Raw genomic sequence first — 22,913 nt, 5'->3', positions numbered from 1 at the left:
ATTTATAGGTACCTCATTTATGGGGAAGTCCTTTTTAGTACTTCTCCTTAAAATTTTTTATAAAATGAGAGTGGTTTACATGTTTTTTCTTACATATTTACGCTCAAAAAATTATGTGAAAGCTTATCTTGTAATGATTTGTCTTTTAGGAATAGTTACGTTTATTTGGAAAGTGAATTTTCGTGCTCAATCCTTAGAGGATTGGGTTTTAATTTATGTATTATCAGGGTCTATTCTTTTGTTAAACAATTTTTTAATTCATCTTCCTCCGAAAGATAACTCATTTTCGATGGATTCAGCGATTTATTTAGCTTCGATGTTTTTGTACGGGATTGACTTAACGATAAATGTTTTGTTAATTAGCAGTGTTATTGAGTTAATGTATAAACGCAAAATGGCTTGGTGGAAACATGTTTTTAATTTTTCTATGTACTGTCTAATGCTTGTGGGAGCTTATTATTCTTTCATATTATTCGGAGGAACGATAGGTAAAGTTAACACTTACAACTTGCTCCCATATATGATTAGTTTAGTAGTATATTTTAGTTTAAATATTGCATTTATGTTGATATTCTTTTTTATTTCCGGTCAAATATTTAAAGGCACATTTGATATGGGAGTTCTATTTGAATCAGTTGTTAGCTACTTCGTCACTTTATTACTTTCTTTAGTTTTAACTATTTTACTAAAAGAACAAAGATATTTTGGCCTATTTTTATTCACTGTTTTAGTAGTACTATTATCGTTTGCGTTTCGTAAGTTTCTATATTTATATCAAGATATTTCAGAACGAGCCAATAAAGATCATTTGACGGGGCTGTATAATCATGGATTTTTTAAGGAAACGTTAAGCGAGCAGTTTACTGATGCGAAAAAATTGAAGCAGCCGTTTTGTTTGGCGCTACTTGATTTAGATGATTTTAAAAAATATAATGATCGCAATGGCCATCTTCAAGGGGATAGACTATTGCAGTTTTTTGGGGATTTGTTGAAATTAGAGACGAAAGGGACCAATTATGTTGTTGCGCGATACGGTGGAGAGGAATTTGCCATTTTGATGCCCAATACGACGAAAAAAGAGGCGTTTTCTTTTTTAGACCGGTTGCGCAAAAAAGTCAATGACACGTATTTTGCAGGGGTTGAGCATGTTCCTTACCGCTGTCTTTCGTTTTCGTGCGGCATTGCCGAATATGAAAAGGAAACGTATGATAGCGGTGAGTTAATTCATAAAGCGGATCAAGCGCTGTATTATGCGAAAGCTCAAGGGAAAAACAATGTACAAGTATATGATGACAAAAACATTTCTTTGGATGCCATTACGTTTAAAGAAGATTTAGACACATTGGAACAACAGCTTAAAATTTTTTTGTCTAAAGATGTATATACATATCGTCATAGCAAGCGCGTATTTAAGTATGCGTTAGAATTTAGCGAAAAATTAAATTTAGCGGACCATGAAAAACAAACACTCATTTTAGGAGCGTTAATACATGATATCGGAAAAATCGAAGTGCCGCGCGATATTTTAAATAAAGAAGAAAAATTAGCTCCCCATGAATGGGAAATTGTAAAAAAGCATGTGACATGGGGGAAAGAAATTTTAGCAGTAGAAAAGCGCTTTGACGATTTGATTCCGCTTGTTGAACTTCACCATGAACGGTATGACGGAAAAGGGTATCCGCATGGATTAAAAGAGGAAGAGATTCCGAAACTTGCCCGCATTTTATGTATCATTGATTCGTTTGATGCGATGACAACCGAACGGCCATATCAGCCGACGAAAACGTTTGAAGAGGCGATTGAAGAAATACGGTGCTGTGAAGGAAAACAATTTGACCCGATATATGCAGAAATGTTTATTGAGATGATTGAAGAAAATTATTTGAAAAAACATCGTTTTGCTGCTACATAACTCTGAATGAAAGGATAAACTAGCAATCTTGTCTTTTAAAAAAATCGAGATGAAAAGGAATGAGAGGATAAATGGAACGATATCGCATCGTTTACGATGTGCCGACGGTCTCAGCATATGTTCATCTACGCCAAAAAACAGGGCTAAGTGAAAAAAGTATCGAAGCGGCTGAACGAGGGTTAAAACATTCTTTGTTTGCGGTCAGTATATACGACAGTGAAACGTTTATCGGAATGGGACGGGTCATTGGCGATGAGGGGTGCTTTTATCAAATTGTTGATATTGCTGTAGATCCTGCCTATCAAGGAAAAGGGATTGGCAAACAAATCATGAAAGAGATTATGCATTATTTAGACACGCATGCCCCAAAGGGTGCGTACGTCAGTTTAATTGCTGATCCGCCAGCGGATCGATTGTATAAGCAGTTTGGGTTTGCTTATACGTATCCAACCTCATATGGAATGTATAAGCGCTATGAATAAAAAACGCTGTTCTCTTGTAAGTGAACAGCGTTTTTTTATTTTATGCTTTGATTATCGGTTGCCTGGAAGCAGAAGGACTTACATTTTTATATAGTTGATTGATTTTGGTTGTTTTATAGATATAATTTGACTGATTTTGATAGTTTTTTAATGTTTTTGATTGATTTTTAAAGCGCTTTCGATTATGATAATAGTACAAGCGAAACATCCCTTGATGGGAGGTGAGGATTTGCTGACGGCAGAGCGGCACCGGATTATTTTAGAGCTTCTTGCTGAAAAGGAAGTTGTGAAACTGCAAGAATTAGTCGAGGCGACACATTCATCGGAGTCGACGATTCGCCGCGATTTAACGCAGTTAGAAAAGGAAAAAAAATTGCGACGCGTCCATGGCGGTGCGGCGTTGCTGCATCAAAAACGAGAAGAGTTGAGCGTCCTTGAAAAGTCGACGAAAAACATGAAGGAAAAGAAAATGATTGCCGAATATGCCGCAAGCTTTGTTCAAGACGGTGATTGTATTTATTTAGATGCGGGAACGACAACATTTGAAATGATTGCGCATTTGCGTGGAAAGGATATTGTCGTTGTCACAAACGGGATCATGCATGTCGATGCATTGCTTGAACATGAAATCCCCACGTATTTACTTGGCGGATTCATTAAGAAAAAAACGAAAGCGCTTCTTGGCCGTGGTGCGTTGAATGCATTAGAGAGTTATAGTTTTGATAAATGTTTTATCGGCGCAAACGGCATTCATCTCGATTATGGTTATACGACACCGGATCCTGAGGAGGCGATGGTGAAACGATTAGCGATGAAACTGTCGCAGCACGCTTATATTCTTGCAGACCATTCGAAGCTAAATGAAAGTACGTTTGCGAAAATTGCTGATTTAGAAGAAGCAACGCTTATTGTTGATGAATTGGATGAAGAGCTCTTGGAACTATACGAAGCAAAAACAGCGATAGAGGTTGTGAAAAGATGATTTATACATGTACGTTGAATCCTTCTGTTGACTATATTGTGCAAGTCGATGAGTTACGAATTGGCGAGCTGAACCGAGCGATGAAAACGGCTACATTCCCGGGAGGAAAAGGGATTAACGTGTCCCGCGTGTTAAAGCGGCTCAATGTTGACAATACTGCTTTAGGATTTATCGGCGGATTCACGGGGGCATTTATTGAACAACAATTACGTCAAGAACACATTCAGTTTGATTTTGTCAAAGTACCTGGAGATACGCGCATTAATATTAAATTAAAAGACGGAAAAGAAACGGAAATTAACGGCCAAGGTCCGGCGATTCTTCCTGAACATGAAGAAGCGTTAATGCAAAAAATAAGTGCATTATCAGAAGACGACATTCTTGTATTAGCCGGAAGCATTCCGTCATCGCTTTCCGCCGACGTGTATCACCGAATGATGGATAAGGCGAAAAAAGCGAATGTAAAAGTGGTCGTTGATACAAGCGGACCTGCGTTAAAACGACTGATTACAAATCAACCGTTTTTCGTCAAACCGAATCATAAAGAGTTGAGTGAATTATTCGACACATCCTTTTATTCAAAAGAAGATGTCATCGTATGCGGACGTCGGTTAATCGAATTAGGCGCGGAAAACGTGATTGTCTCCATGGCTGGAAATGGTGCGTTCTTTTTTAATAAAGAGATGACACTGTTTGCAGAAGCGCCAAAAGGAACGGTGAAAAACTCGGTTGGCGCAGGTGATTCGATGGTGGCAGGATTTTTGGCAGCGTATACAAGCGGGAAAAGTTTGGAGACAGCGTTTGCCTATAGTGTTGCAACGGGGAGTGCAACGGCGTTTTCCGAGGACTTATGTACCAAAGAAAAGGTAGAGCAATTAGTGAGTGAAGTCAAAGTGACTCACCTATAAAAGGGGGATTGGTGTATATGAAAATAACGGATTTATTAACGAAAGAAACGATTGTTCTTGATGTAAAAGCAAGAACGAAAGCGGAAGTGATTGATGAGCTTGTCCAACAGCTGGATAAAGCGGGAGTGTTGCACGATTCTCATGCATTTAAAGAATCGATTTTGGCTCGTGAAGCGCAAAGCACGACAGGCGTAGGTGATGGCATTGCCATCCCTCATGCGAAAACAGCAGCGGTCAAAACTCCTGCTGTTGCCTTCGGTCGTTCTAAAAGCGGGATTGATTACGATGCATTAGATGGGAAACCTAGCTATTTGTTTTTTATGATTGCCGCTCCAGAAGGGGCAAACAATACGCATTTAGAGGCGTTAGCCCGCTTGTCAACGATGCTGATGGACGCGTCTTTTCGTTCACAAATTGAAAGCGCTTCAACTGATGAGGAAGTCATTGAGGTGATTGCTCGAAAAGAAGCGGAAGTACAAGAAGAAACCCAACAAACGGCGTCGTCACGGAAAAAAGTTGTAGCTGTTACCGCTTGTCCAACAGGAATTGCCCATACGTATATGGCAGCAGATGCATTAAAGGCAAAAGCGAAAGACATGAATGTCGACATCAAAGTAGAAACAAACGGTTCAAGTGGTGTGAAAAACAAATTAACGGAACAAGATATCGAAGAAGCAGTCGCAGTTATTGTTGCGGCTGATAAACAAGTTGAAATGGAGCGGTTCAGAGGCAAGCATGTCATTCAAGTACCGGTCGCACAAGCGATTCGCAAACCGGAACAACTCATTGAACAAGCATTACAACAAGATGCGCCGATCTACCAAGGAAGCGGAACAAAAGTAGAAAGGCCACAAGCGAAGCCTCGTACCGGTTTTTATAAGCATTTGATGAACGGTGTATCCAATATGCTTCCGTTCGTTGTTGGCGGCGGTATTCTCATTGCGATTTCGTTCATCTTCGGTATTAAAGCATTTGACCCGAAAGACCCATCGTTTAACCCGATTGCGAAAGCATTGATGGATATTGGTGGCGGCAGCGCGTTTGCGTTGATGATTCCGGTTCTTGCTGGGTTTATTGCGATGAGTATTGCCGATCGCCCTGGTTTTGCGCCGGGAATGGTGGGCGGTTTTATGGCAGCAAACGGTGGAGCCGGCTTTTTAGGAGGCTTAATTGCTGGTTTCCTCGCTGGCTATTTAGTCGTTGGGCTAAAGAAACTGTTTAGTCGCTTGCCGCAATCGCTTGAAGGAATTAAACCAGTATTGCTTTATCCATTATTTGGTGTTCTAATTACGGGACTTATCATGATGTATGTTGTTGTCGATCCGGTCAAAGCGCTAAATGACGGAATGAAACATTGGCTTGAAAATATGGGAACAGGCAACTTGATCTTATTAGGTGCAATTCTTGGTGGAATGATGGCGGTGGATATGGGTGGTCCGATTAATAAAGCAGCGTTTACATTTGGACTTGCGATGATTGATGCCGGCAATTATGCACCGCATGCAGCGATCATGGCAGGAGGGATGGTACCGCCATTAGGATTAGCGCTTGCGACGACGTTCTTTAAAAACAAATTTACAAAAGCAGAACGCGAAGCAGGAAAAACATGCTATATCATGGGAGCATCGTTTATTACAGAAGGAGCGATTCCGTTTGCTGCTGCTGACCCAGTGCGTGTCATTCCTTCTATTATTGTCGGCTCTGCTATTGCGGGAGCGTTAACGATGTTGTTTGGAATCGGTCTTCCAGCTCCGCATGGCGGAATTTTCGTCATTCCAATCGTGAAAGGAAGCTCGTGGTTATATGTGCTGGCGATTTTGATCGGTTCTATTGTTACAGCACTTATGATTGGATTGTGGAAAAGGGAAGTGAAAGAATAACAAATAAAGTCAGCAAAAACTGAGTGGGATATTTCCTGCTCGGTTTTCTTTTTTTAATAACAAAATCTCATTAAATTTTCATGAAAGGATGGATTCAATCATGGTAAAATAAATGGTTGTAAATATTACTAAAGGAGCTTGTGTCTTGATGAAATCGTTTCTTCAGCTCAATACGATTTTTGTTAGTATTTTAATAGAATCATTGCCTTTTGTATTAATTGGCGTCTTTATCTCCGGGATTATTCAAATGTTTGTAACCGAAGAGATGATAGAAAGATGGGTACCAAAAAATAAAGTTTTAGCGGTTGTGTATTCAACGTGTATTGGGGCGTTATTTCCTGCCTGTGAATGCGGGATTGTTCCAATTACACGCCGTTTAGTAGCAAAAGGGGTGCCGTTGTATGCGGCGGTTCCGTTTATGCTAACAGGTCCTGTCATCAATCCGATCGTGTTGTTTTCGACGTATATCGCGTTTGGTAGCAATATCAAAATGGTGCTTTACCGTTCGATTTTTTCATGTATCGTTGCGGTGACGATCGGCTTGTTGTTATCAATACAATACAAAGATGATCAATTACGGAAAAAAGAAGTTATTCAAGCGGCCCCTGCCCGGTCGTTAAAAGAAAAGTGGATGGGGACGCTTGAACATACGATTGAAGAATTTTTCTCATCAGGAAAATATTTGATCATTGGTGCGTTTACGGCTGCGGTGATGCAAACGCATATCAAAACGTCCACGCTTCTTGCGATCGGACAAGGGAAGATATCTTCTTCTCTTGTGATGATGGCGCTTGCTTTTGTGTTATCATTATGTTCGGAAGCTGATGCGTTTATCGCCTCTTCCTTTCAAAACACATTCTCATTTGGGGCACTAGCTGCGTTTTTAGTGTATGGTCCTATGTTAGATATAAAAAATACGCTGATGTTGTTGCAGTCGTTTAAAACGCGTTTTGTGATCGTGTTAATTGCTTATATTACTATTTTTGTATTTGTTGGTTCACTGTTTATTTAAGGGGGGAGGCCGAATGCTGCGCACATACATTTTACTTGGTTTTACATTTTTATTTTTTCACTTGCACGTAACCGGTGATATAAGCAGATATATTAATATGCGATATTCATATTTATCATTCAGCGCGATTTTTATCTTTGCTTTTTTAACCATTATTCAATTTGTGATTGCGAATCGAGCCGAGAAGCATCAGTGTCACGATGAATCGTGCTGTCATCACCATCATCATGAAGAACAAGCAAGATGGAAAAAAGCGCTCAATTATGCCGTCTTTATTTTTCCGATTGTTTCCGCGTTGCTTTTCCCGATTGCGACGCTAGATTCAGAGATGGTAAAGGCAAAAGGGTTTCATATACCGGGATTTGATACAAAAAGCGAAGACCCATTTGTGCAACGACAATTTCTTCGCCCTGATACAAGTATTTATTACGGCAAAGATGGCTATGATGCCCTGATGAGAAAAGAGTTGGCACAGTTTTCGAATTACTCTCATCTTGTGCTGAATGATCAAAATTATTTAAAAGCGATGGAAACAATTTATCAATTTCCGGGGCAGTTCAGTGATAAAGAGATTGAATTCGATGGATTTGTTTATCATGACCAAACAACGAAGAACAACCAATTATTCCTGCTTCGATTCGGCATTATTCACTGTGTAGCGGATTCAGGAGTCTATGGACTGTTAACGGAGTTTTCAGAAACGCCCCATTTGAACAACGATGAATGGATTCATGTAAAGGGAAAATTGTCAACGATTTACTATCAACCGTATAATGCAACGATTCCATACGTTGAAGTAGAATCATGGCATCCAATAAAACAGCCGAAAGAACCGTACGTGTTTCGTGGGTATGATAATTAGAAAAGCAGAGGAGATTCGACATACCCATATTATTATGAAAAAGCACCCGCTTTTTGCGGGTGCTTTTTCAATGGAAATATGTCTAATCACGAAAGTCGCAATCAAGCACTTCGCCAAGCTTTACACATTTTAGACGTTCCATTTCGAGTTGGCGTCGTTTCCATTCATTAAGCAAACGGTCGAGTGCTTCTTTTGGCGTATCGTCAGCGAGACGAAATGCTCCGTAATGCATAGGGATAAATGTTTTCGCCTGACAGTCAAGAAACGCTTGTACCGCTTCTTCGGGAGTGACGTGCTGCGGTCCCATGAACCACTCTGGTTCATAAGCACCGATGGGCAGGAGTGCATAGTCGATGGAAAAGCGTTCGCCAATCTCGCGAAAACCGCGGAAATAACCGCTGTCACCAGCAAAATAAAATGTTGGTTTATCGTCCGCTTGAATGACCCATCCTCCCCAATGGGATGTATTCGTATCGAATAACGTGCGTCTTGTCCAATGTTGCGCCGGAACAAAGGTGAACGTCACAGAGCGATACTTCATTTCTTCCCACCAAGAGTATTCGGTGACGTGTTCATATCCTTTCCGTAAAAACAAGCGGCCAAGCCCGACCGGAACGAAAATATGAGGGTTTCCTTTAAGCTTCCGGATGCTTGGGAAATGCAAATGATCGTAATGTCCATGAGAAATCAGCACTACATCTATACTTGGCATATCATCTATCGCAATTCCCGGCGCGGTTAGTCGCTTTGCTGTTCCCATTCGCATCGCCCAAACGGGATCAGTGACGATCGTTATGCCGTTTAGCTGAATAACGAATGTTGAATGTCCAACCCATGCCAGTAGCGTGCGTGAACGATTAGTATGAAGCTGTATGTACTCTTGCGTACCGGCGTGAGGTACTTGATAAGAAAGATCTTTTTTCTTGTTTTTTCGTTCTTTTTGCCATCGACGAAAATCGGCAAACGTTTTTTTCGTCGAGACGCTGTCCAAATTTTCATACCGTTTTTGTCTCATTGCACTTCATCCTTTTTTTCGCTTGGATTATAATTTAAGAGTAGCAAAAACGGTTTTTTCTTGACAAATCATTGATACAGGGTGAGGAAGCGAGATGTTACAATCATTTACGATTCGAACAACAAAGCGAGATGAAATGATCGACATTACTCATTTCGTCCAACAGGTAGTCCGTGAAGCGGGTGTATCAGAAGGAATTGCCATTGTGTATTGTCCACATACAACGGCAGGTATTACAATTAACGAGAACGCTGATCCGGATGTGAAGCGGGATATGATGCGACGCTTCGATGAAACGTATCCGTGGGAACACCCGCTTGACCGGCATGCGGAAGGAAATACGGCGGCGCACATGAAAGCAAGTACGGTCGGCGCTTCACAACACGTCATTATTACAAATGGCGAGCTTTTGTTGGGAACATGGCAGGGAGTTTACTTTTGCGAATACGACGGTCCGCGCCAGCGAACATTCTTTGTTAAAGTGTGGAACGGATAAAAGCTGACATCATCAGTCAGCTTTTTTCTTTGAAAAAAAATTGTTGCTGATACTCAAAAAAGATATATTATTTTTGTGTGAGGAGGTTTATATATGAAGGAAAAGATACAAAAACATTTAGCATTCAAATTATTTTTTTTAATTGCTGGTCTTATGCTAATTTTATTCATTTTTAACATCGGCTTATTTTTTCAAATGACGAAGCGAACCGTAGAACAGACTATTTCTTCATATGGCATTGAAACAGCCCAAAATCTTGTTTCACATTTCAACGCAGATGATTATTATGCGTTTTTACAGAAAAAAAAAGAAAATGATACATACTGGTCATTACGTGAGGAATTAAATGATTTGCGCGAAAAAGCAGGTGCGCTGTATGTGTATACGTTAGAGGCAGATGAAGAAACGAAGAAATTGTCTCTTTTAATCGACGGACAGCCAAAAGACTCTAAGGTCGCTTCTAAGATTGGCGAACCGGCAAGCACTGTGAAGTATGACGATATTGTACCTGTTTTAAAAGGGGGATCAAGCAGTACGAACATCGTTCACGATCCAAAGTACGGGGACTACTTATCTGCGTTCGCTCCGATTATCTATAATGGAAAAGTCATCGGTATATTAGGAGTCGATATTTCTGCAAAAAAAGTCGGTGTCATTCAAAGTAAAGTTCTGAAGGGGCAACTGCCAATATTTATCGTCATTTTTGTGATAGGAATTGTGATGGTGAGCAGCCTTTCCTTTTTGATGATTCGCAAACGGCTAAAACCGCTTGCCTTGTTAGATAAGGTAGCCGAAAACATTGCGTCAGGCGATCTTCAACATGCTGAGTATGCTCTTAATCAAGTGAATGTAAAAGGACAAGATGAAATTGCTCGTTTATTTCATTCATTTCAGCGAATGGTTCGTCGCATGGATGAAATGTTACAGGACATTACGCGTAGCATGCACGAAACCGTTCAATCATTCGAAAAGCTGAGCGAAAATATAGGGGACGTTCGACGTTGTCATGAAGATATCATGGCAGCGATGCACATCGTGTCTACTCATGCTGAGCATCAAAAAGTGAGCATGGATGAATCTGCTACAGCGATTGAGGAAATGACGATTGGTGTTCAAAAAATCGCGGAGTCTTCTGCTATAGTTGCTGAATTTTCGAATGATGTCATGAAACAAGTGGAACAAGGTAACGAGCAAATCGAAAGAGCTGTGCAGCAAATGGAACATATGAGCGATGCAGTTCGACAAACATCCCGTAAAATGGCTGAATTAGGCGAGCGTGTAGTCAAAGTCGGCAAAATTCTCGATGTAATTACTGCCATTGCCGAACAAACGAACTTGCTAGCCTTGAATGCCAATATCGAAGCAGCGCGTGCAGGAGAGCATGGAAAAGGATTTGCTGTCGTTGCCAATGAAGTACGAAAACTAGCGGAGCAATCAAAGCGTTCTACCGAAACGATCGCTCAAATGGTTCAACAGTTCCAACAAACGGCTCAAGAAGCTGTTAGCGAAATGCAACGAGGCATGAATGAAATGGAAAAAGGAACAAAATCTGTACATGAAGCGGGGGTAACGTTCCGATCCATTTTAGAAGCCATGCAGCGAACGAATGGTGAGATTCAAGAAGTATCAGCGGTAACGGAAGAAATGTCGGCAGGTTCTGAAGAAATTGCCGCTTCTGTAGAGCAATCGGCCGCTTCAACAAAAGAAACGGCACAAACTATTCAAAAAGCCATGGAAGCCGTCGAAAAACAAATGAAAGCAATGGAAGAAATCGAAGTATCCACACAGCAAGTAGGAAGAGTGACGGAAAAGTTGGAAAAAGCGGTAGAAAGTTTTCGACTATAAGATAGGTGGAAATGAATGAGGAAACGTTGTTTCTACCGATGGTTTTGATGACAGGAATTATATTATGTAAACTTATATTAGAACAACAGCGAGAAAATAAACAGCAGTCTAATGATTAGGGCTAACCTTTTCTCTTTCGGTTAGCCCTGTATCATTATGATCTTCAACTATCAAAGTGTTGTTAAAATTAATGGTCCATTTTTCGTAATCGCAATCGTATGCTCATATTGGGCAGAATAGGAGCCGTCGACGGTTCTTGCCGTCCAGCCGTTGTCGTCCATTTTGCTTTGCCAATCTCCAATGTTAACCATTGGTTCGATCGTAATGACCATGCCTTCTTTTAGCCGCATTCCTTTTCCTTTTTCCCCGAAATGAGGGATAAAGGGTTCCTCATGAATGGTTGGACCGATCCCGTGACCAGTAAAATCGCGAACAACAGAAAAACCGTTTGTTTCCACATATGTCTGAATCGCATAGCCAATATCGCCAATTCGGTTGCCGACGACGGCTTGTTCAATGCCCTTATATAAGGATTCTTTTGTGATATGAAGCAACGTTTTGACTTCTTCGCTGATTTCGCCAACTGGATACGTCCATGCCGAATCGGCAAGAGCTCCATGTAAATTGACTACAAAATCAATAGTAACAATATCGCCATTTTTTAGAGGTTCGTTACGTGGAAAGCCGTGGCATATTTCATCATTAATCGAAGCACATGTCGCATACGGATAGCCTCTGTATCCCTTTTGTTCAGGGACAGCGCCGTGTTGAGCCAGAAATTCTTCCACGAAACGGTCAATCTCAAGCGTCGTGATTCCCGGATGAATGAGCTTTGCGACTTCTTGATGGCAAGCAGCTAACAATTTTCCCGCTTCATGCATTAGCTGAATTTCTCTTTCTGTTTTTAAGTTAATCATCGAAGTTTTTCTTCTCCTTTTTTTGATGTATTCGTTGTTTTTCATTTTAATATAATGGCGCAGGAGAAGCAAAAAAGATGATGTTCAATTAAAGCCCAAAATAAGAAATATTAAAAAATTGGAGAAATAAACAATCATAATGTTATTTCGCAAAAAAGTAAGGCAATCAAGGGAATAGTCCCTTGAACAGGGGAGATAAGCAATGCGGTCAGGCAAATGTCGACATCACTACTGTGAAGAGGACAATGGAACAGCATTAGAAACAGCAGCTCTATTTGCCCGTGAAGGAACGAAGGTGGTACTCGCTGATGTAGATGAGGCGTCAGGGACCGCATATGCCCAGCAATTCAAGAAACAAGGATGGTATATGGACAAAAGCGGCTGTTCGAAACGAAACAGGTTCAAACAGCCGGATTTTTTTAGATCAATATGTATTCAATTCGAACAACAGCATAACATAAATAAAACGGAAGTTTTCCTGTATTTCATTTTTTGTTATGTCGCAAACACTTTTTCTTGTTCGTTAGCGATTGTATTTTTCCAAGATTGTGCAAGCGGAAGATAGATGGACACTTCGGTTCCCTTGTTGACCTCGCTCGTAATGTGAATGGTTCCATTCATTGATTCAATAATACGATAAACTACCATCATCCCAAGCCCCGTTCCTTTAATTCCTTTTGTTGTAAAATAAGGTTCTCCCAGCCGTTCCATTTGCTCTTTGGTCATGCCAATGCCCGTATCGGAGACGCGGATGAGCACTCGTCCATTTTCGATAGAAACATAAATTTGCAATGTGCCACCATTTGGCATGGCTTCAATAGCGTTTTTTATAATATTGATTAAACATTGTTGGAATTTTTCGCGCTCCCCTTTTACGTTGAAGGGAGCTAGCAAGGTTTGAAACTCGACGCTATTCATGTTAGCAAACGGGCGTAAAAGGTCGATGACGCGCTCAATTTCTGTTTTTACATTTAATTTTTCGACAGATTCTGGAGCTGGTTTCGCAAATGTCAAATAATCAGTGATAATCGCTTCAGCCCGGTCAAGCTCTTCGATCGCAATTTGCACGTATTGTTTCCGCTTTTCCGCTGATAGCTGCCCTTGCTCAAGAAGCTGCATAAATCCGCGCGCCGCAGTAAGAGGATTTCGAACTTCATGGGAAATCGAGGCTGCTAAATGACTAACGGCTTCCATTTTTTCTGCGCGAATAATCCGTTTTCGTAATGCAATATTTTTATATAACATTTCTTTTAAATAGCACGTAAGTAACATGCAAATGGATTGAATCGGTAAATAAACGAGTGAAAGAGAAAAAGAGGTAGGCGGGACCCCATAAAGCAGATGACCTAAAGCGACGGATAACGCCCCCGAAAAAACCGATAAGGAACATGCTAGAAAAATACGATATTTAGAGGATAGCGACAAAAACTTTTTTGATAACATCATGCTAGTGAGCGTAATAAAAATCGATGTAATGGCCGTAATCGTAAAACCACGCCCTCCGAAAAAGAAGTGGTAACCAATTGTGATGAAACAGAGGAGTACGCTAGCAGCAGGTCCTTTATACAAACTTCCTAACCAGAGTGGAATTTGACGTAAATCGTAAACATAGTGTGTGTCCATTCTGATAGGAAATATCATGCATAGGATAATGACGAAAGCAGAACAAAAAGATAAAACATGTTGTTTGATTGTTTCCGGGACATTTTTCTCTTCAATCCATAACGGAACGACGAAAATCGGAATAAGAATAAAAAATAAATTGAGCAGGAAGTCTTTGAGAATATTAACCATATACACACCTTCTTTCGTTTGGTGCAATAAAAAAGTTTTAACAATGATTGATTAATATATTACATTGTAAACAAAAAACATGTCGGATGTTAAGAGTGAATCATTAGAGTTTTTTTGACATAAATCTTTATTTTTCAACACAAACAGGATAGGTTTGCTATCCTGCTTTTATCTCATCAATAAAAACTATTTAAAATTAGAAAGCATAGTTAGTTTTTAACAACAACGTACCGCTGTTTGACGATAGCAAGTCTTACGAAAGCAATCGCTGGTGAAGGTCTGTAGCGTTCTAATAATAAGATATGGATTGAAATTTCGCAGTGTTGGTGAGGTGCTGACCGAACAGCTGCATGCGTGTTGTTATATCGATAATACGATATCAAGCACGAGAAAAGTTCCTCGTGCTCAACTTTATTCAATAAACGACAAATGCGCGATTTCGTTAGGAATTTGTTGATTTTTTTTCGTTTATTCTTCCCCTGTTTTATTTTTATAATTTTTAATGTAACGTCATGTAGAAGGGGGATTGTCATATAATGAGGGAGACATATAAGCAATTAATGACGTGGATTCAACAAAAACAACCGGTGAAAATTAAGACACATCAAGGAGAAGCGACATTTTTACCTGTCAAGTTATATAAAGATACGCGAAAGCTGTTTGTCTATAACCGAAAGATGAGATTGACCAACATTTGCTTAGATGACATTATTTCGATTCGGCCAACGCGTATTTACGGTTCTTTTGATATAAGAGATGAGAAATTCGTACATACACATTAGATTGGGAAGGGAGCGGACTCTACCGACGAAGGAGAGACCGTTCCTTTTTCTTATTGCCGAATGATAGGATTGTATTTTAGAATGAAATCACTAGCTGTAAGGGGGAGGAAGAAGCATTGGAAGGGAAACGAATTGTACTATGCGCCTCAAGAAAATTAGAGGAAATGAAAGCCCTCATTGAAAAGCAAGGAGGCATCCCGCTTGTTCGTTCGGCACAAGGAACGGTGTTTTCGAAAGAAGATGAGTTAGGAGAAGAAATCCGTACGGTCATCGCGATGCGCCCAGATTGGATGATTTTCACGACGGGTGTTGGAGTGGAGACGTTAATAGAGTCGGCGGAACGCGAGGGAGTGAAAGAGGAGTGGCTGGAGACGATTGGTCAAGCGAATGTAGCAGTGCGGGGATATAAGACAGTTGCCGCGCTAAAGAAAATCGGAATTTCCCCTGTTGCCGCAAGTGATGATGGCACGACAAAGGGACTGATTCGTTCACTTCAGCCGTTTTCTTTTACTGGGAAAAATGTTGTCGTACAATTGCATGGGGACACTGCACCGACGTTGAAGCAGTTTCTTTACGAAAATGGTGCGGTGTATACGGAGTTGCTCCCATATCGACACGTGGCACCGGATTCCGATGTTCTTGAGCAGTTGTCTGAAGAAATTATTGATCATAAAGTTGACGCTGTTTGTTTTACAGCAGCGATGCAAGTTCGCTTTTTATTCTCGTTTGTGAAGGAGCAAAAAGATATCGACAAATTCCGCCGCGCGTTTGCGGAACGAGTCGTCGCATGTGCGGTGGGAAAAGTAACAGCAGAAGCGCTTCATGAGGAAGGAGTAGCTCGCGTCGTCTCCCCTGAGTTGGAACGGATGGGGGCAATGATTGTGGAATTGTCGCGATATTTTAAGGGGAAATAATATCTTACGTAAAAAGTTAAACACGGCTCTCTAGAGAAACGGGAAGTCGTGTTTTTTATCATTGACTATATCAATTTGAAACCTTTGGAGGCATAAATTCGTACCAAAAGTGGCAAAAAGAGATGAATGTCTTTGTTGCATATACATCGCGGGAGACGACACTAAGTGTCATAGAGAGCGAAAGTCTTTTAAAGAAAAAACGAACAAATATTCTTTTGCGTGTGCTATAATTAAAAAGAAAAGTTTTCAACACGTAGGTGATGGTTATTGCGCTACCATAGTCATATTGTCACATCGTTACTAATGGGAGCGGCGGTGGCGTCACAAACGCCGCTTTCGTTTACAGCAAGCTATACAGCAGGCATTGTCATCGGAAGTTTACTTCCGGATATCGATGAACCGAATTCATATGTTGGCCGGCGTTCCTTTGGAGTGTCCGGCAAAGTGAAGGAAGCGTTTGGCCACCGTGGCATGACGCATTCGCTTCTCGTGTGGGCAGTGATAGCGCTTGTTGTTACGTTTGAGTCGTCTTCTTTATTTTCCATTGGCTTTGTGCTTGGGTATTTGTTTCATATTATGGAAGATTTTTTTTCTGTTCAAGGGGTACCGCTTTTATGGCCGTTTCAAACGAAGCGGTATAAAATTCCATTATATCGGACAGGAAGTTTTTCGGAAACGATGATTTTTTATCTAGCGTTTTCGTTGCTGATTTATGTCGGCATGAAATACGAATTATTTACGGAATGGTTGCAATCGATTAGCGGCTTTGTTCACTAGTCATTCTGCACATTCTTCTTTTCTTTCCTTGCAGAATCTGCTATGTTTATGTACGAGAGATTTTTGATGATAGAAAAGAGGTGGGGTCAATGGAGACGCCCGTCGACATACTGACGTATTTGCCGCTTGTCAGTGCTTTGTTTGTCGCGATGAAGTGCTATATCACTCAGCACCGGCAAACAAAAGCATTTTTATATGATGTCGCGCTTGGTTACTTTGAGCAGGAGGTTGATAGCGGATACCGCTTCTGCTTGTTTTTCCCGGCTCGTCGCTTCTTTACATCGCGACAACGGAAAATCCCAGCGCGTGAACGATCGCACGTTTCCGATGAAGAAGGAAGTAGGCTCCTTGTTTGTTCATTCATCAATGAAACTAACAAGGAGGCCGTAGATGCATATGAAGAAAAAATGGATTTTCTTTTTGCTAGGGATCGTGGGATTGTTGAGTGGTTGCAACCGCAATGCGCCGATTACGGAGCATAGCCAAGGAGTATGGGATCATTATTTTGTGTATCCAATGTCGAAGCTTCTTTTGACATTGGGGCACTTTTTTGGAAATAATTATGGATTAGCGATTATTACGTTGACGTTAATCGTTCGCTTTTGCTTATTGCCGCTCATGTTAAAGCAGTTTAAAACAACGGTAGCGATGCAAAAGCTTCGTCCAGAAATTCAAAAGTTGCAACAAAAGTATAAAGGCAACGATGTAGAGACACAGAGAAAATTACAACAAGAAATGATGCTTTTATACCAAAAGCATGGAATTAATCCGATGAGCGGATGTATGCCAGCGCTTATTCAAATGCCGATTTTTATGGCCCTTTATTATGCGATTTCGCGTACGCAAGAAATTAAGCTTCATTCGTTTTTATGGGTACAGCTCGGTCATACGGACCCGTATTTCATTTTGCCGATTCTTGCTAGCGTAACGACGTTTATTTCATTGCGTATTTCACCGTCGATGACTGCGGAAAAATCGCCGCAAACGATGATGATGTCATATATTATGCCTGTGATGATTTTCATTGGCGCGAGCTCTGTCCCATCAGCTTTATCGCTTTACTGGGTTGTCGGCGGTTGTTTTTCGATCATTCAATCACTGATTTTGCGCATGCAGTTGAAATCAGTGATAGTGGCGAAAAACGGACAAGCGTCATAAAGAGTAAGCCGCTTCCACCACGTTGGAAGCGGCTTACTTCGTTTTACAAATTCCCTTGTTTGCGAAGAATTTTCTCCATTTCATTGACAAGCGAGTCGAAGTAGGTGAACAGGTTGTTTAGCGGCTCAGGCGACGTCATATCAACGCCTGCTTTTTGCAATAATGGAATAGGATCATCGGATGTCCCGGCACTTAAAAATCGCAAATAGCGCTTTGTTGCTGTTCCTGTTGGATCTTCTTTTATTTGTTTCACAAGTTCAAACGAAGCGGCGAGTGATGTAGCGTATTTATAGACGTAAAAGGCGTCGTAAAAATGGGGAATGCGCAGCCAGCCGAGCGCTGCTTCCGGGTCCGCTGCATAGGCGGGACCATAATATTTTTTGAGCAAATTGAGCCACAATGTGTTGAGTTCCTCCGCCGTTAAACTTTCGCCTTGCCCCACTTTCTTGTGAATCGCTTGTTCAAATTCGGAATACATTACTTGTGTGTACACCGTTCCGCGAATTTGATCAATTTGTTGATTTAATAAATACAGCTTTTCTTCATCCGTTTTCGCTCGCTGCATAAGGTAATCCATCATCAGCCATTCATTGGCTGTTGAGGCGACTTCGGCGGTAAAAATCGACTGGCCAGAATAGTAATAAGGTTGCTTTTGATTCGTATATACGGAATTCATCGCGTGACCGATTTCGTGAGCAATCGTTAACATGCCATCGAGGGAATTATCGTAATTTAACAAAAGAAATGGATGAGTGTCATAGGCTCCTGTATTATACGCGCCTGTATATTTTTTCGGACGCGGATATACATCAAGCCAACGATGTTCAAAGGCATGCCGGACATTGGATACGTATTCTTTCCCAAGCGGCTGTAATCCTTTGAGGATGAGTTCTTGTGCTTCGCTGATGGAAAATTTCATTGTTTTTGCTACCGATTGGCTCACAAGTGGAACATGCATATCGTAGCTATGTACCTTTTCGACACGTAACACTTGTTTGCGCAGCTCAATATACCGATGTAGGGAAGGCAAATGGTTGTTGACGGAAGTGATGAGATTCGTAAAGACGTGCTTTGGCACATCATCGGAAGATAAAGCTGCGTCAAGCCCAGATGGGTATCGTCGCGCTTTCGCATACAATTCGTCCGCTTTGACAGAGGCGTATAGCGTAGCAGCAGACGTATTTTTGATCGACTCGTAGCTATGAAAAAACGTCTGAAACGCCCGTTTCCGGTAGTCTCGATCCGGATGCTCCAGCGCTTTTACATAGTTTCCTTCCGTTAGCTGAATCGTTTTTCCGTCTGGCGTGTGCATGACAGGCGGTGTATAATCTCCGCGAGAGGCATTGTTATAAATGTTTTCTGGATCGTTTGTGATCGGAGCGATCCTAGCAAGCAGCTGCTCTTCTTTTTTCGAAAGGGTATGCGCTTTTTGTTCAAGCAGCTCGTCAAAATACCGCTTGTATTGTTTGAGATGTTTGCTGTTTTTGATCGCTGTTAATTTGTCTTTAGGAAGGGCTAAAAGTTCCGGCTCGATAAACGCGGTTGCTGCCGCGTACCGTGATGCAAGGGTTTCAACTTTCGCTTTTAAGTGCGCTGCCGTTTTGTCTTCAATATTTATATCCTGCTGTAGATGGGCGTAAAGAGATAGCTTTTCGAGCTTCCGTGACAATTTTTCGTTTAATGCAAACAGGGTTGCCACATTTGTTTCATCATGGAGCTTTCCTTGATAGGATGATAATTGGGGTAAGGCGTCCTCGACAGCTTTATAATCTTTATGAAAAGCGGCTTGAGAAGGGTAAATATCGGCAATGTTCCATGTATATTCTGGCTCAATGTTTGCTTTGGCTGCTTGGGTATGAAGAGGGACGATGCTCATCCATGTTGCGAGCAATACACAACACATAGTTCTCATTTGTCATAACTTCCTTTCCTGTTTTTACCGTTGTTATAGGTAGTATGTACAAAAACAGGAAGCTTACTCGAAACGAAAGCAGGAATATCGAGGAACGTGTCAAATATCATCATCATTAACGGTAATAAACTAAAGGAGGACAATAAATTGGAACGCATACGTTTAGCGGAAGATTTAACATTTTCGCGAGTGATTCATGGTTTATGGCGGTTAGCGGAATGGAATTATTCAAAAGAAGAAATTTTACAACTCATTGAGTTTTGTATAGAACAAGGAATTACCACGTTCGATCATGCTGATATTTACGGAGGATATACGTGCGAAGCATTATTTGGAGAGGCGTTGGCGTTAAAGCCTGAGCTGCGCGACCAAATCGAAATCGTCACGAAATGCGGCATCAAGTTAGTAGCGAAAAACCGTCCGGAGCATCGCCTTAAACATTATGATACAAGCAGACAACATATTATTGAGTCCGTTCATCAATCATTAAAAAACTTTCAAACTGAGTACATAGATGTATTGCTTATTCATCGGCCTGACCCGTTTATGAATCCGGAGGAAGTGGCAGAAGCGTTTACGCAACTAAAACGAGAAGGAAAAGTCCGCTATTTTGGCGTCTCGAACTTTAAACGCTCGCAATTCAATATGTTGCAGTCGTATTTAGATTTCCCGCTAGTGACGAATCAAATCGAAGTGTCTGCTTACAATCTTGAAAATATCGAAGACGGTACGTTAGATTTATGCCAAGAAAAACGGATTCCACCGATGGCGTGGTCACCGCTTGCTGGTGGGAAAATTTTTACAGCTGACGATGAAAAAGCGATTCGTTTAAGAAACACGCTGGAAAAGGTGAAAGAGGAGCTCAATGCAACGAATATTGACGAAGTGTTATATGCATGGCTGCTCGTTCACCCGGCGCGGATTATGCCGATTGTCGGATCAGGGAAAAAAGAGCGCATTCTCAGTGCGATTCGCGCTCTTGAATTATCGATGGATCGTCAACAATGGTTTGATATTTTGCATAGCTCCATGGGACATGAGGTGCCGTAAAAAGCAGGAATGAACAACAAGGAGAAACAAGCGATGAAAGTCATTATTGCTGAAAAGCCAGACCAAGGCGCGACATTAGCTTCGATTTTTCAAACGAAAAAACATCAGGGTTATATTGAAATTTTTCCGAATGAGCTCTTTCCAAAAGGTGCATACATGACATGGGCAGTTGGTCACCTTTTTCAACTCGCCCCGCCTGAACGTTATCGTCCGGAGTGGAAACAATGGAAGCTTGATACGCTTCCAATCATTCCAGAGAGGTTTCAATACGAAGTTGAAAAAGCAAAGGCAAAGCAATTTCACACTATTAAAGAGCTGCTGAGAAAGCCGGAAGTGACGGAGATCATTCATGCCGGAGACGCTGGGCGTGAAGGAGAGTTAATCGTTCGCAATATCATTCACATGAGCGGCGTCAAAAAACCGATGAAACGGCTGTGGATTTCCTCATTGACTCCAAAGGCGATTTACGAAGGATTTCGACAACTATTAGATGAACGAGAGACGCGCAACTTATATGAGGAAGCATACGCACGCGCCTGTGCCGATTGGCTCGTCGGCATGAATGCGTCGCGCATTTACAGCATTTTATTAAAACAAAAAGGAATGAATGACGTCTTTTCCGCTGGGCGAGTTCAAACGCCAACATTGGCGTTGATCGTGAAACGTGAGAAAGAGATTGAAAATTTTCAATCAGAGCCATTTTGGGAAGTAGTGGCTACCTTCAATATCGATGGGAAGCAATATGAAGGAAAATGGGCAAAAGAGAGTGAATCTCGCTTAAAGGATGAACGATTAGCTCAGAAAATCGCCGAATTTTGCCAAAACAAACAAGCAGAAGTGAAAGAGGTAAAAACGGAACGAAAAACGTTTCAGCCGCCGCTCTTATTTAATTTGTCATCGCTTCAGGCAACGGCGAACAAGCTCTATCAATTTTCGCCGAAAAAGACGCTTGATGTACTGCAAAGCCTATATCAAAAAGGGATTGTGTCATATCCCCGTTCCGATTCCAACTATGTGACAAGGGGAGAAGCAGAGACATTTCCTGAGATTTTGCAAAAATTAAGCGCGTTTCCTGATTATCAACCGTTTTTCCCGCTTCCGAATGCTTCGATTCTTCACAATAAGCGATATGTGAATGAAAAAAAGGTGACGGATCACTATGCGATCATCCCAACGGAACAAGTGACTGACCCTAAGAAATTATCAAATGATGAACGGAAAATCTATGATTTAATCGTGCGCCGTCTCATTGCTGCCCATTATGAACAGGCGATCTTTGACTATACAACTGTGATTACTCTCGTCGATCAACGGGCGGAATTTGTTTCGAAAGGAAAACAAGAAGTGCAAGAAGGATGGCGCAAAGTGATCTTTCAGCGCGATGATGACGATGTCACGGCTCTCCCTCTTCTCTACGAAGGAGAGCAAGGTTATGTTGCCAACGTCGACGTAAAAGAAGGAAAAACGCAGCCGCCGAAACGTTATACGGAAGGCCAACTCATTACGCTCATGAAAACAGCGGGGAAATTTCTCGACAATGAAGAATTGGAAAAAGTGCTTGCGAAAACAGAAGGGCTCGGTACGGAAGCGACTCGCGCAGGGATCATTACGATGCTAAAAGAGAGAAAGTATATCGAAGTAAAGAAAAATCAAGTATATGCAACAGATAAAGCGAAAGTGTTAATCGAAGCGATTGGTAATAAAATTTTAGCCTCACCGGAAATGACGGCGAAATGGGAACAGCGTCTAAGCGAAATCGGTGAAGGAAAAGCGTCAGCGGCTCATTTTATGGAACAAGTGAAGAAGCTATCGACGAAAATCATTGAGGATGCGCTGGAAATGTCAAAGAGCTGGGACTTTACCGGATTGAATACCGAGACAATACAGCGCACAACGTCAAAAGCGACGCTTGGAAAACCGATTGGCAAATGCAAACTATGTGATGGAACAGTGATTGATAAAGGAGAATTTTACGGATGCACGAATTATGCCAAAACGAAATGTCCGTTCACCATTTCCAAAAAGATTCTCGGTAAAAGGATTTCTCAAACGAATGTGAAAAAGCTGCTGCAACATGGTAAGACAGATGTAATCAAAGGATTTAAAAAAGGAGAGAAAATGTTTGATGCTTACTTAATTTGGGATAACGAACAGAAAAAACTTTCTTTTTCGTTTCCAAATTAATCATTCACCCCCTCCAATCAAACGGAGGGGG

At 41.3% G+C, this 22,913-nt stretch carries 20 protein-coding genes; 16 read left to right on the top strand and 4 right to left on the bottom strand.

Features of this window, described 5'->3' with window-relative positions; translation table 11 throughout:
* The first annotated feature begins 79 nt into the window (after positions 1 to 79).
* From HNR31_RS13265 to HNR31_RS13235, 7 genes are all read left to right on the top strand, one after another.
* Positions 80 to 1,912: a diguanylate cyclase gene (locus HNR31_RS13265; protein ID WP_181556708.1), complete on the top strand. Its 1,833-nt coding sequence runs from the start codon at positions 80 to 82 to the stop codon at positions 1,910 to 1,912.
* A 71-nt stretch (positions 1,913 to 1,983) separates the two neighbouring features.
* A complete protein-coding gene (locus HNR31_RS13260) occupies positions 1,984 to 2,394 on the top strand; it encodes a GNAT family N-acetyltransferase (RefSeq protein ID WP_181556707.1) in 411 nt (136 codons plus the stop codon).
* Between the two features lie 229 nt (positions 2,395 to 2,623).
* Positions 2,624 to 3,376, top strand: a complete 753-nt coding sequence (locus tag HNR31_RS13255) for a DeoR/GlpR family DNA-binding transcription regulator (RefSeq protein WP_181556706.1) — start codon at positions 2,624 to 2,626, stop codon at positions 3,374 to 3,376.
* Positions 3,373 to 4,284: a 1-phosphofructokinase gene (pfkB, locus tag HNR31_RS13250; protein ID WP_181556705.1), complete on the top strand. Its 912-nt coding sequence runs from the start codon at positions 3,373 to 3,375 to the stop codon at positions 4,282 to 4,284. Before HNR31_RS13255 ends, pfkB begins: the two co-directional genes overlap by 4 nt.
* 17 nt (positions 4,285 to 4,301) lie before the next feature.
* The gene (locus HNR31_RS13245) at positions 4,302 to 6,164 is read left to right on the top strand and encodes a PTS fructose transporter subunit IIABC (RefSeq protein ID WP_181556704.1); all 1,863 of its coding nucleotides are present in this window, start codon (positions 4,302 to 4,304) and stop codon (positions 6,162 to 6,164) included.
* A 112-nt stretch (positions 6,165 to 6,276) separates the two neighbouring features.
* On the top strand, positions 6,277 to 7,176 hold the full coding sequence (locus HNR31_RS13240; RefSeq protein ID WP_374058313.1) for a permease: 900 nt from the start codon (positions 6,277 to 6,279) through the stop codon (positions 7,174 to 7,176).
* 13 nt (positions 7,177 to 7,189) lie between these two features.
* Positions 7,190 to 8,038, top strand: a complete 849-nt coding sequence (locus HNR31_RS13235; RefSeq protein WP_181556703.1) for a TIGR03943 family putative permease subunit — start codon at positions 7,190 to 7,192, stop codon at positions 8,036 to 8,038.
* A gap of 82 nt (positions 8,039 to 8,120) precedes the next feature.
* Here HNR31_RS13235 and HNR31_RS13230 read toward each other — a convergent pair whose 3' ends face one another.
* Positions 8,121 to 9,053 carry an MBL fold metallo-hydrolase gene (locus HNR31_RS13230; RefSeq protein WP_181556702.1) on the bottom strand — a complete coding sequence of 311 codons (933 nt, stop codon included), beginning with the start codon at positions 9,051 to 9,053 and terminating at the stop codon, positions 8,121 to 8,123.
* A gap of 94 nt (positions 9,054 to 9,147) precedes the next feature.
* Between HNR31_RS13230 and HNR31_RS13225 the strand changes: the two genes are divergently transcribed.
* Positions 9,148 to 9,549, top strand: coding sequence for a secondary thiamine-phosphate synthase enzyme YjbQ (locus HNR31_RS13225; RefSeq protein WP_181556701.1), 402 nt, complete (start codon positions 9,148 to 9,150; stop codon positions 9,547 to 9,549).
* A gap of 93 nt (positions 9,550 to 9,642) precedes the next feature.
* Positions 9,643 to 11,394 (top strand): methyl-accepting chemotaxis protein, encoded by a 1,752-nt coding sequence (locus HNR31_RS13220; RefSeq protein ID WP_181556700.1) that lies wholly within the window; start codon positions 9,643 to 9,645, stop codon positions 11,392 to 11,394.
* Between the two features lie 170 nt (positions 11,395 to 11,564).
* Here HNR31_RS13220 and map read toward each other — a convergent pair whose 3' ends face one another.
* Together map and HNR31_RS13210 are read right to left on the bottom strand one after the other, a co-directional pair.
* The gene (map, locus tag HNR31_RS13215) at positions 11,565 to 12,311 is read right to left on the bottom strand and encodes a type I methionyl aminopeptidase (protein ID WP_181556699.1); all 747 of its coding nucleotides are present in this window, start codon (positions 12,309 to 12,311) and stop codon (positions 11,565 to 11,567) included.
* Positions 12,312 to 12,806: 495 nt separating this feature from the next.
* On the bottom strand, positions 12,807 to 14,105 hold the full coding sequence (locus HNR31_RS13210; RefSeq protein ID WP_181556698.1) for an ATP-binding protein: 1,299 nt from the start codon (positions 14,103 to 14,105) through the stop codon (positions 12,807 to 12,809).
* 536 nt (positions 14,106 to 14,641) lie between these two features.
* Between HNR31_RS13210 and HNR31_RS13205 the strand changes: the two genes are divergently transcribed.
* From HNR31_RS13205 to yidC, 5 genes are all read left to right on the top strand, one after another.
* Positions 14,642 to 14,887, top strand: a complete 246-nt coding sequence (locus HNR31_RS13205; RefSeq protein WP_181556697.1) for a hypothetical protein — start codon at positions 14,642 to 14,644, stop codon at positions 14,885 to 14,887.
* A 116-nt stretch (positions 14,888 to 15,003) separates the two neighbouring features.
* Positions 15,004 to 15,801, top strand: coding sequence for a uroporphyrinogen-III synthase (locus HNR31_RS13200; RefSeq protein WP_181556696.1), 798 nt, complete (start codon positions 15,004 to 15,006; stop codon positions 15,799 to 15,801).
* 267 nt (positions 15,802 to 16,068) lie between these two features.
* Positions 16,069 to 16,578, top strand: a complete 510-nt coding sequence (locus HNR31_RS13195; RefSeq protein ID WP_181556695.1) for a metal-dependent hydrolase — start codon at positions 16,069 to 16,071, stop codon at positions 16,576 to 16,578.
* Positions 16,579 to 16,667: 89 nt separating this feature from the next.
* Positions 16,668 to 17,060 carry a hypothetical protein gene (locus HNR31_RS13190; RefSeq protein ID WP_181556694.1) on the top strand — a complete coding sequence of 131 codons (393 nt, stop codon included), beginning with the start codon at positions 16,668 to 16,670 and terminating at the stop codon, positions 17,058 to 17,060.
* Positions 16,975 to 17,736: a membrane protein insertase YidC gene (yidC, locus tag HNR31_RS13185; protein ID WP_181556693.1), complete on the top strand. Its 762-nt coding sequence runs from the start codon at positions 16,975 to 16,977 to the stop codon at positions 17,734 to 17,736. Before HNR31_RS13190 ends, yidC begins: the two co-directional genes overlap by 86 nt.
* A 43-nt stretch (positions 17,737 to 17,779) precedes the next feature.
* Here yidC and pepF read toward each other — a convergent pair whose 3' ends face one another.
* A complete protein-coding gene (pepF, locus tag HNR31_RS13180; protein WP_374058312.1) occupies positions 17,780 to 19,648 on the bottom strand; it encodes an oligoendopeptidase F in 1,869 nt (622 codons plus the stop codon).
* 147 nt (positions 19,649 to 19,795) lie between these two features.
* Here pepF and HNR31_RS13175 point away from each other — a divergent pair, with 147 nt between their 5' ends.
* Positions 19,796 to 20,698, top strand: coding sequence for an aldo/keto reductase (locus HNR31_RS13175; RefSeq protein ID WP_181556692.1), 903 nt, complete (start codon positions 19,796 to 19,798; stop codon positions 20,696 to 20,698).
* A 33-nt stretch (positions 20,699 to 20,731) separates the two neighbouring features.
* Positions 20,732 to 22,882: a DNA topoisomerase III gene (locus tag HNR31_RS13170; RefSeq protein ID WP_181556691.1), complete on the top strand. Its 2,151-nt coding sequence runs from the start codon at positions 20,732 to 20,734 to the stop codon at positions 22,880 to 22,882.
* The last annotated feature ends 31 nt before the right edge of the window (positions 22,883 to 22,913 follow it).

Origin of the sequence: Thermaerobacillus caldiproteolyticus, from assembly GCF_013761245.1 — a bacterium.
Taxonomy (GTDB): Bacteria; Bacillota; Bacilli; order Bacillales; family Anoxybacillaceae; genus Thermaerobacillus; species Thermaerobacillus caldiproteolyticus.
The sequence above is the reverse complement of the archived record's forward strand: the minus strand, read 5'-3'. Positions and strand labels throughout refer to the sequence as shown.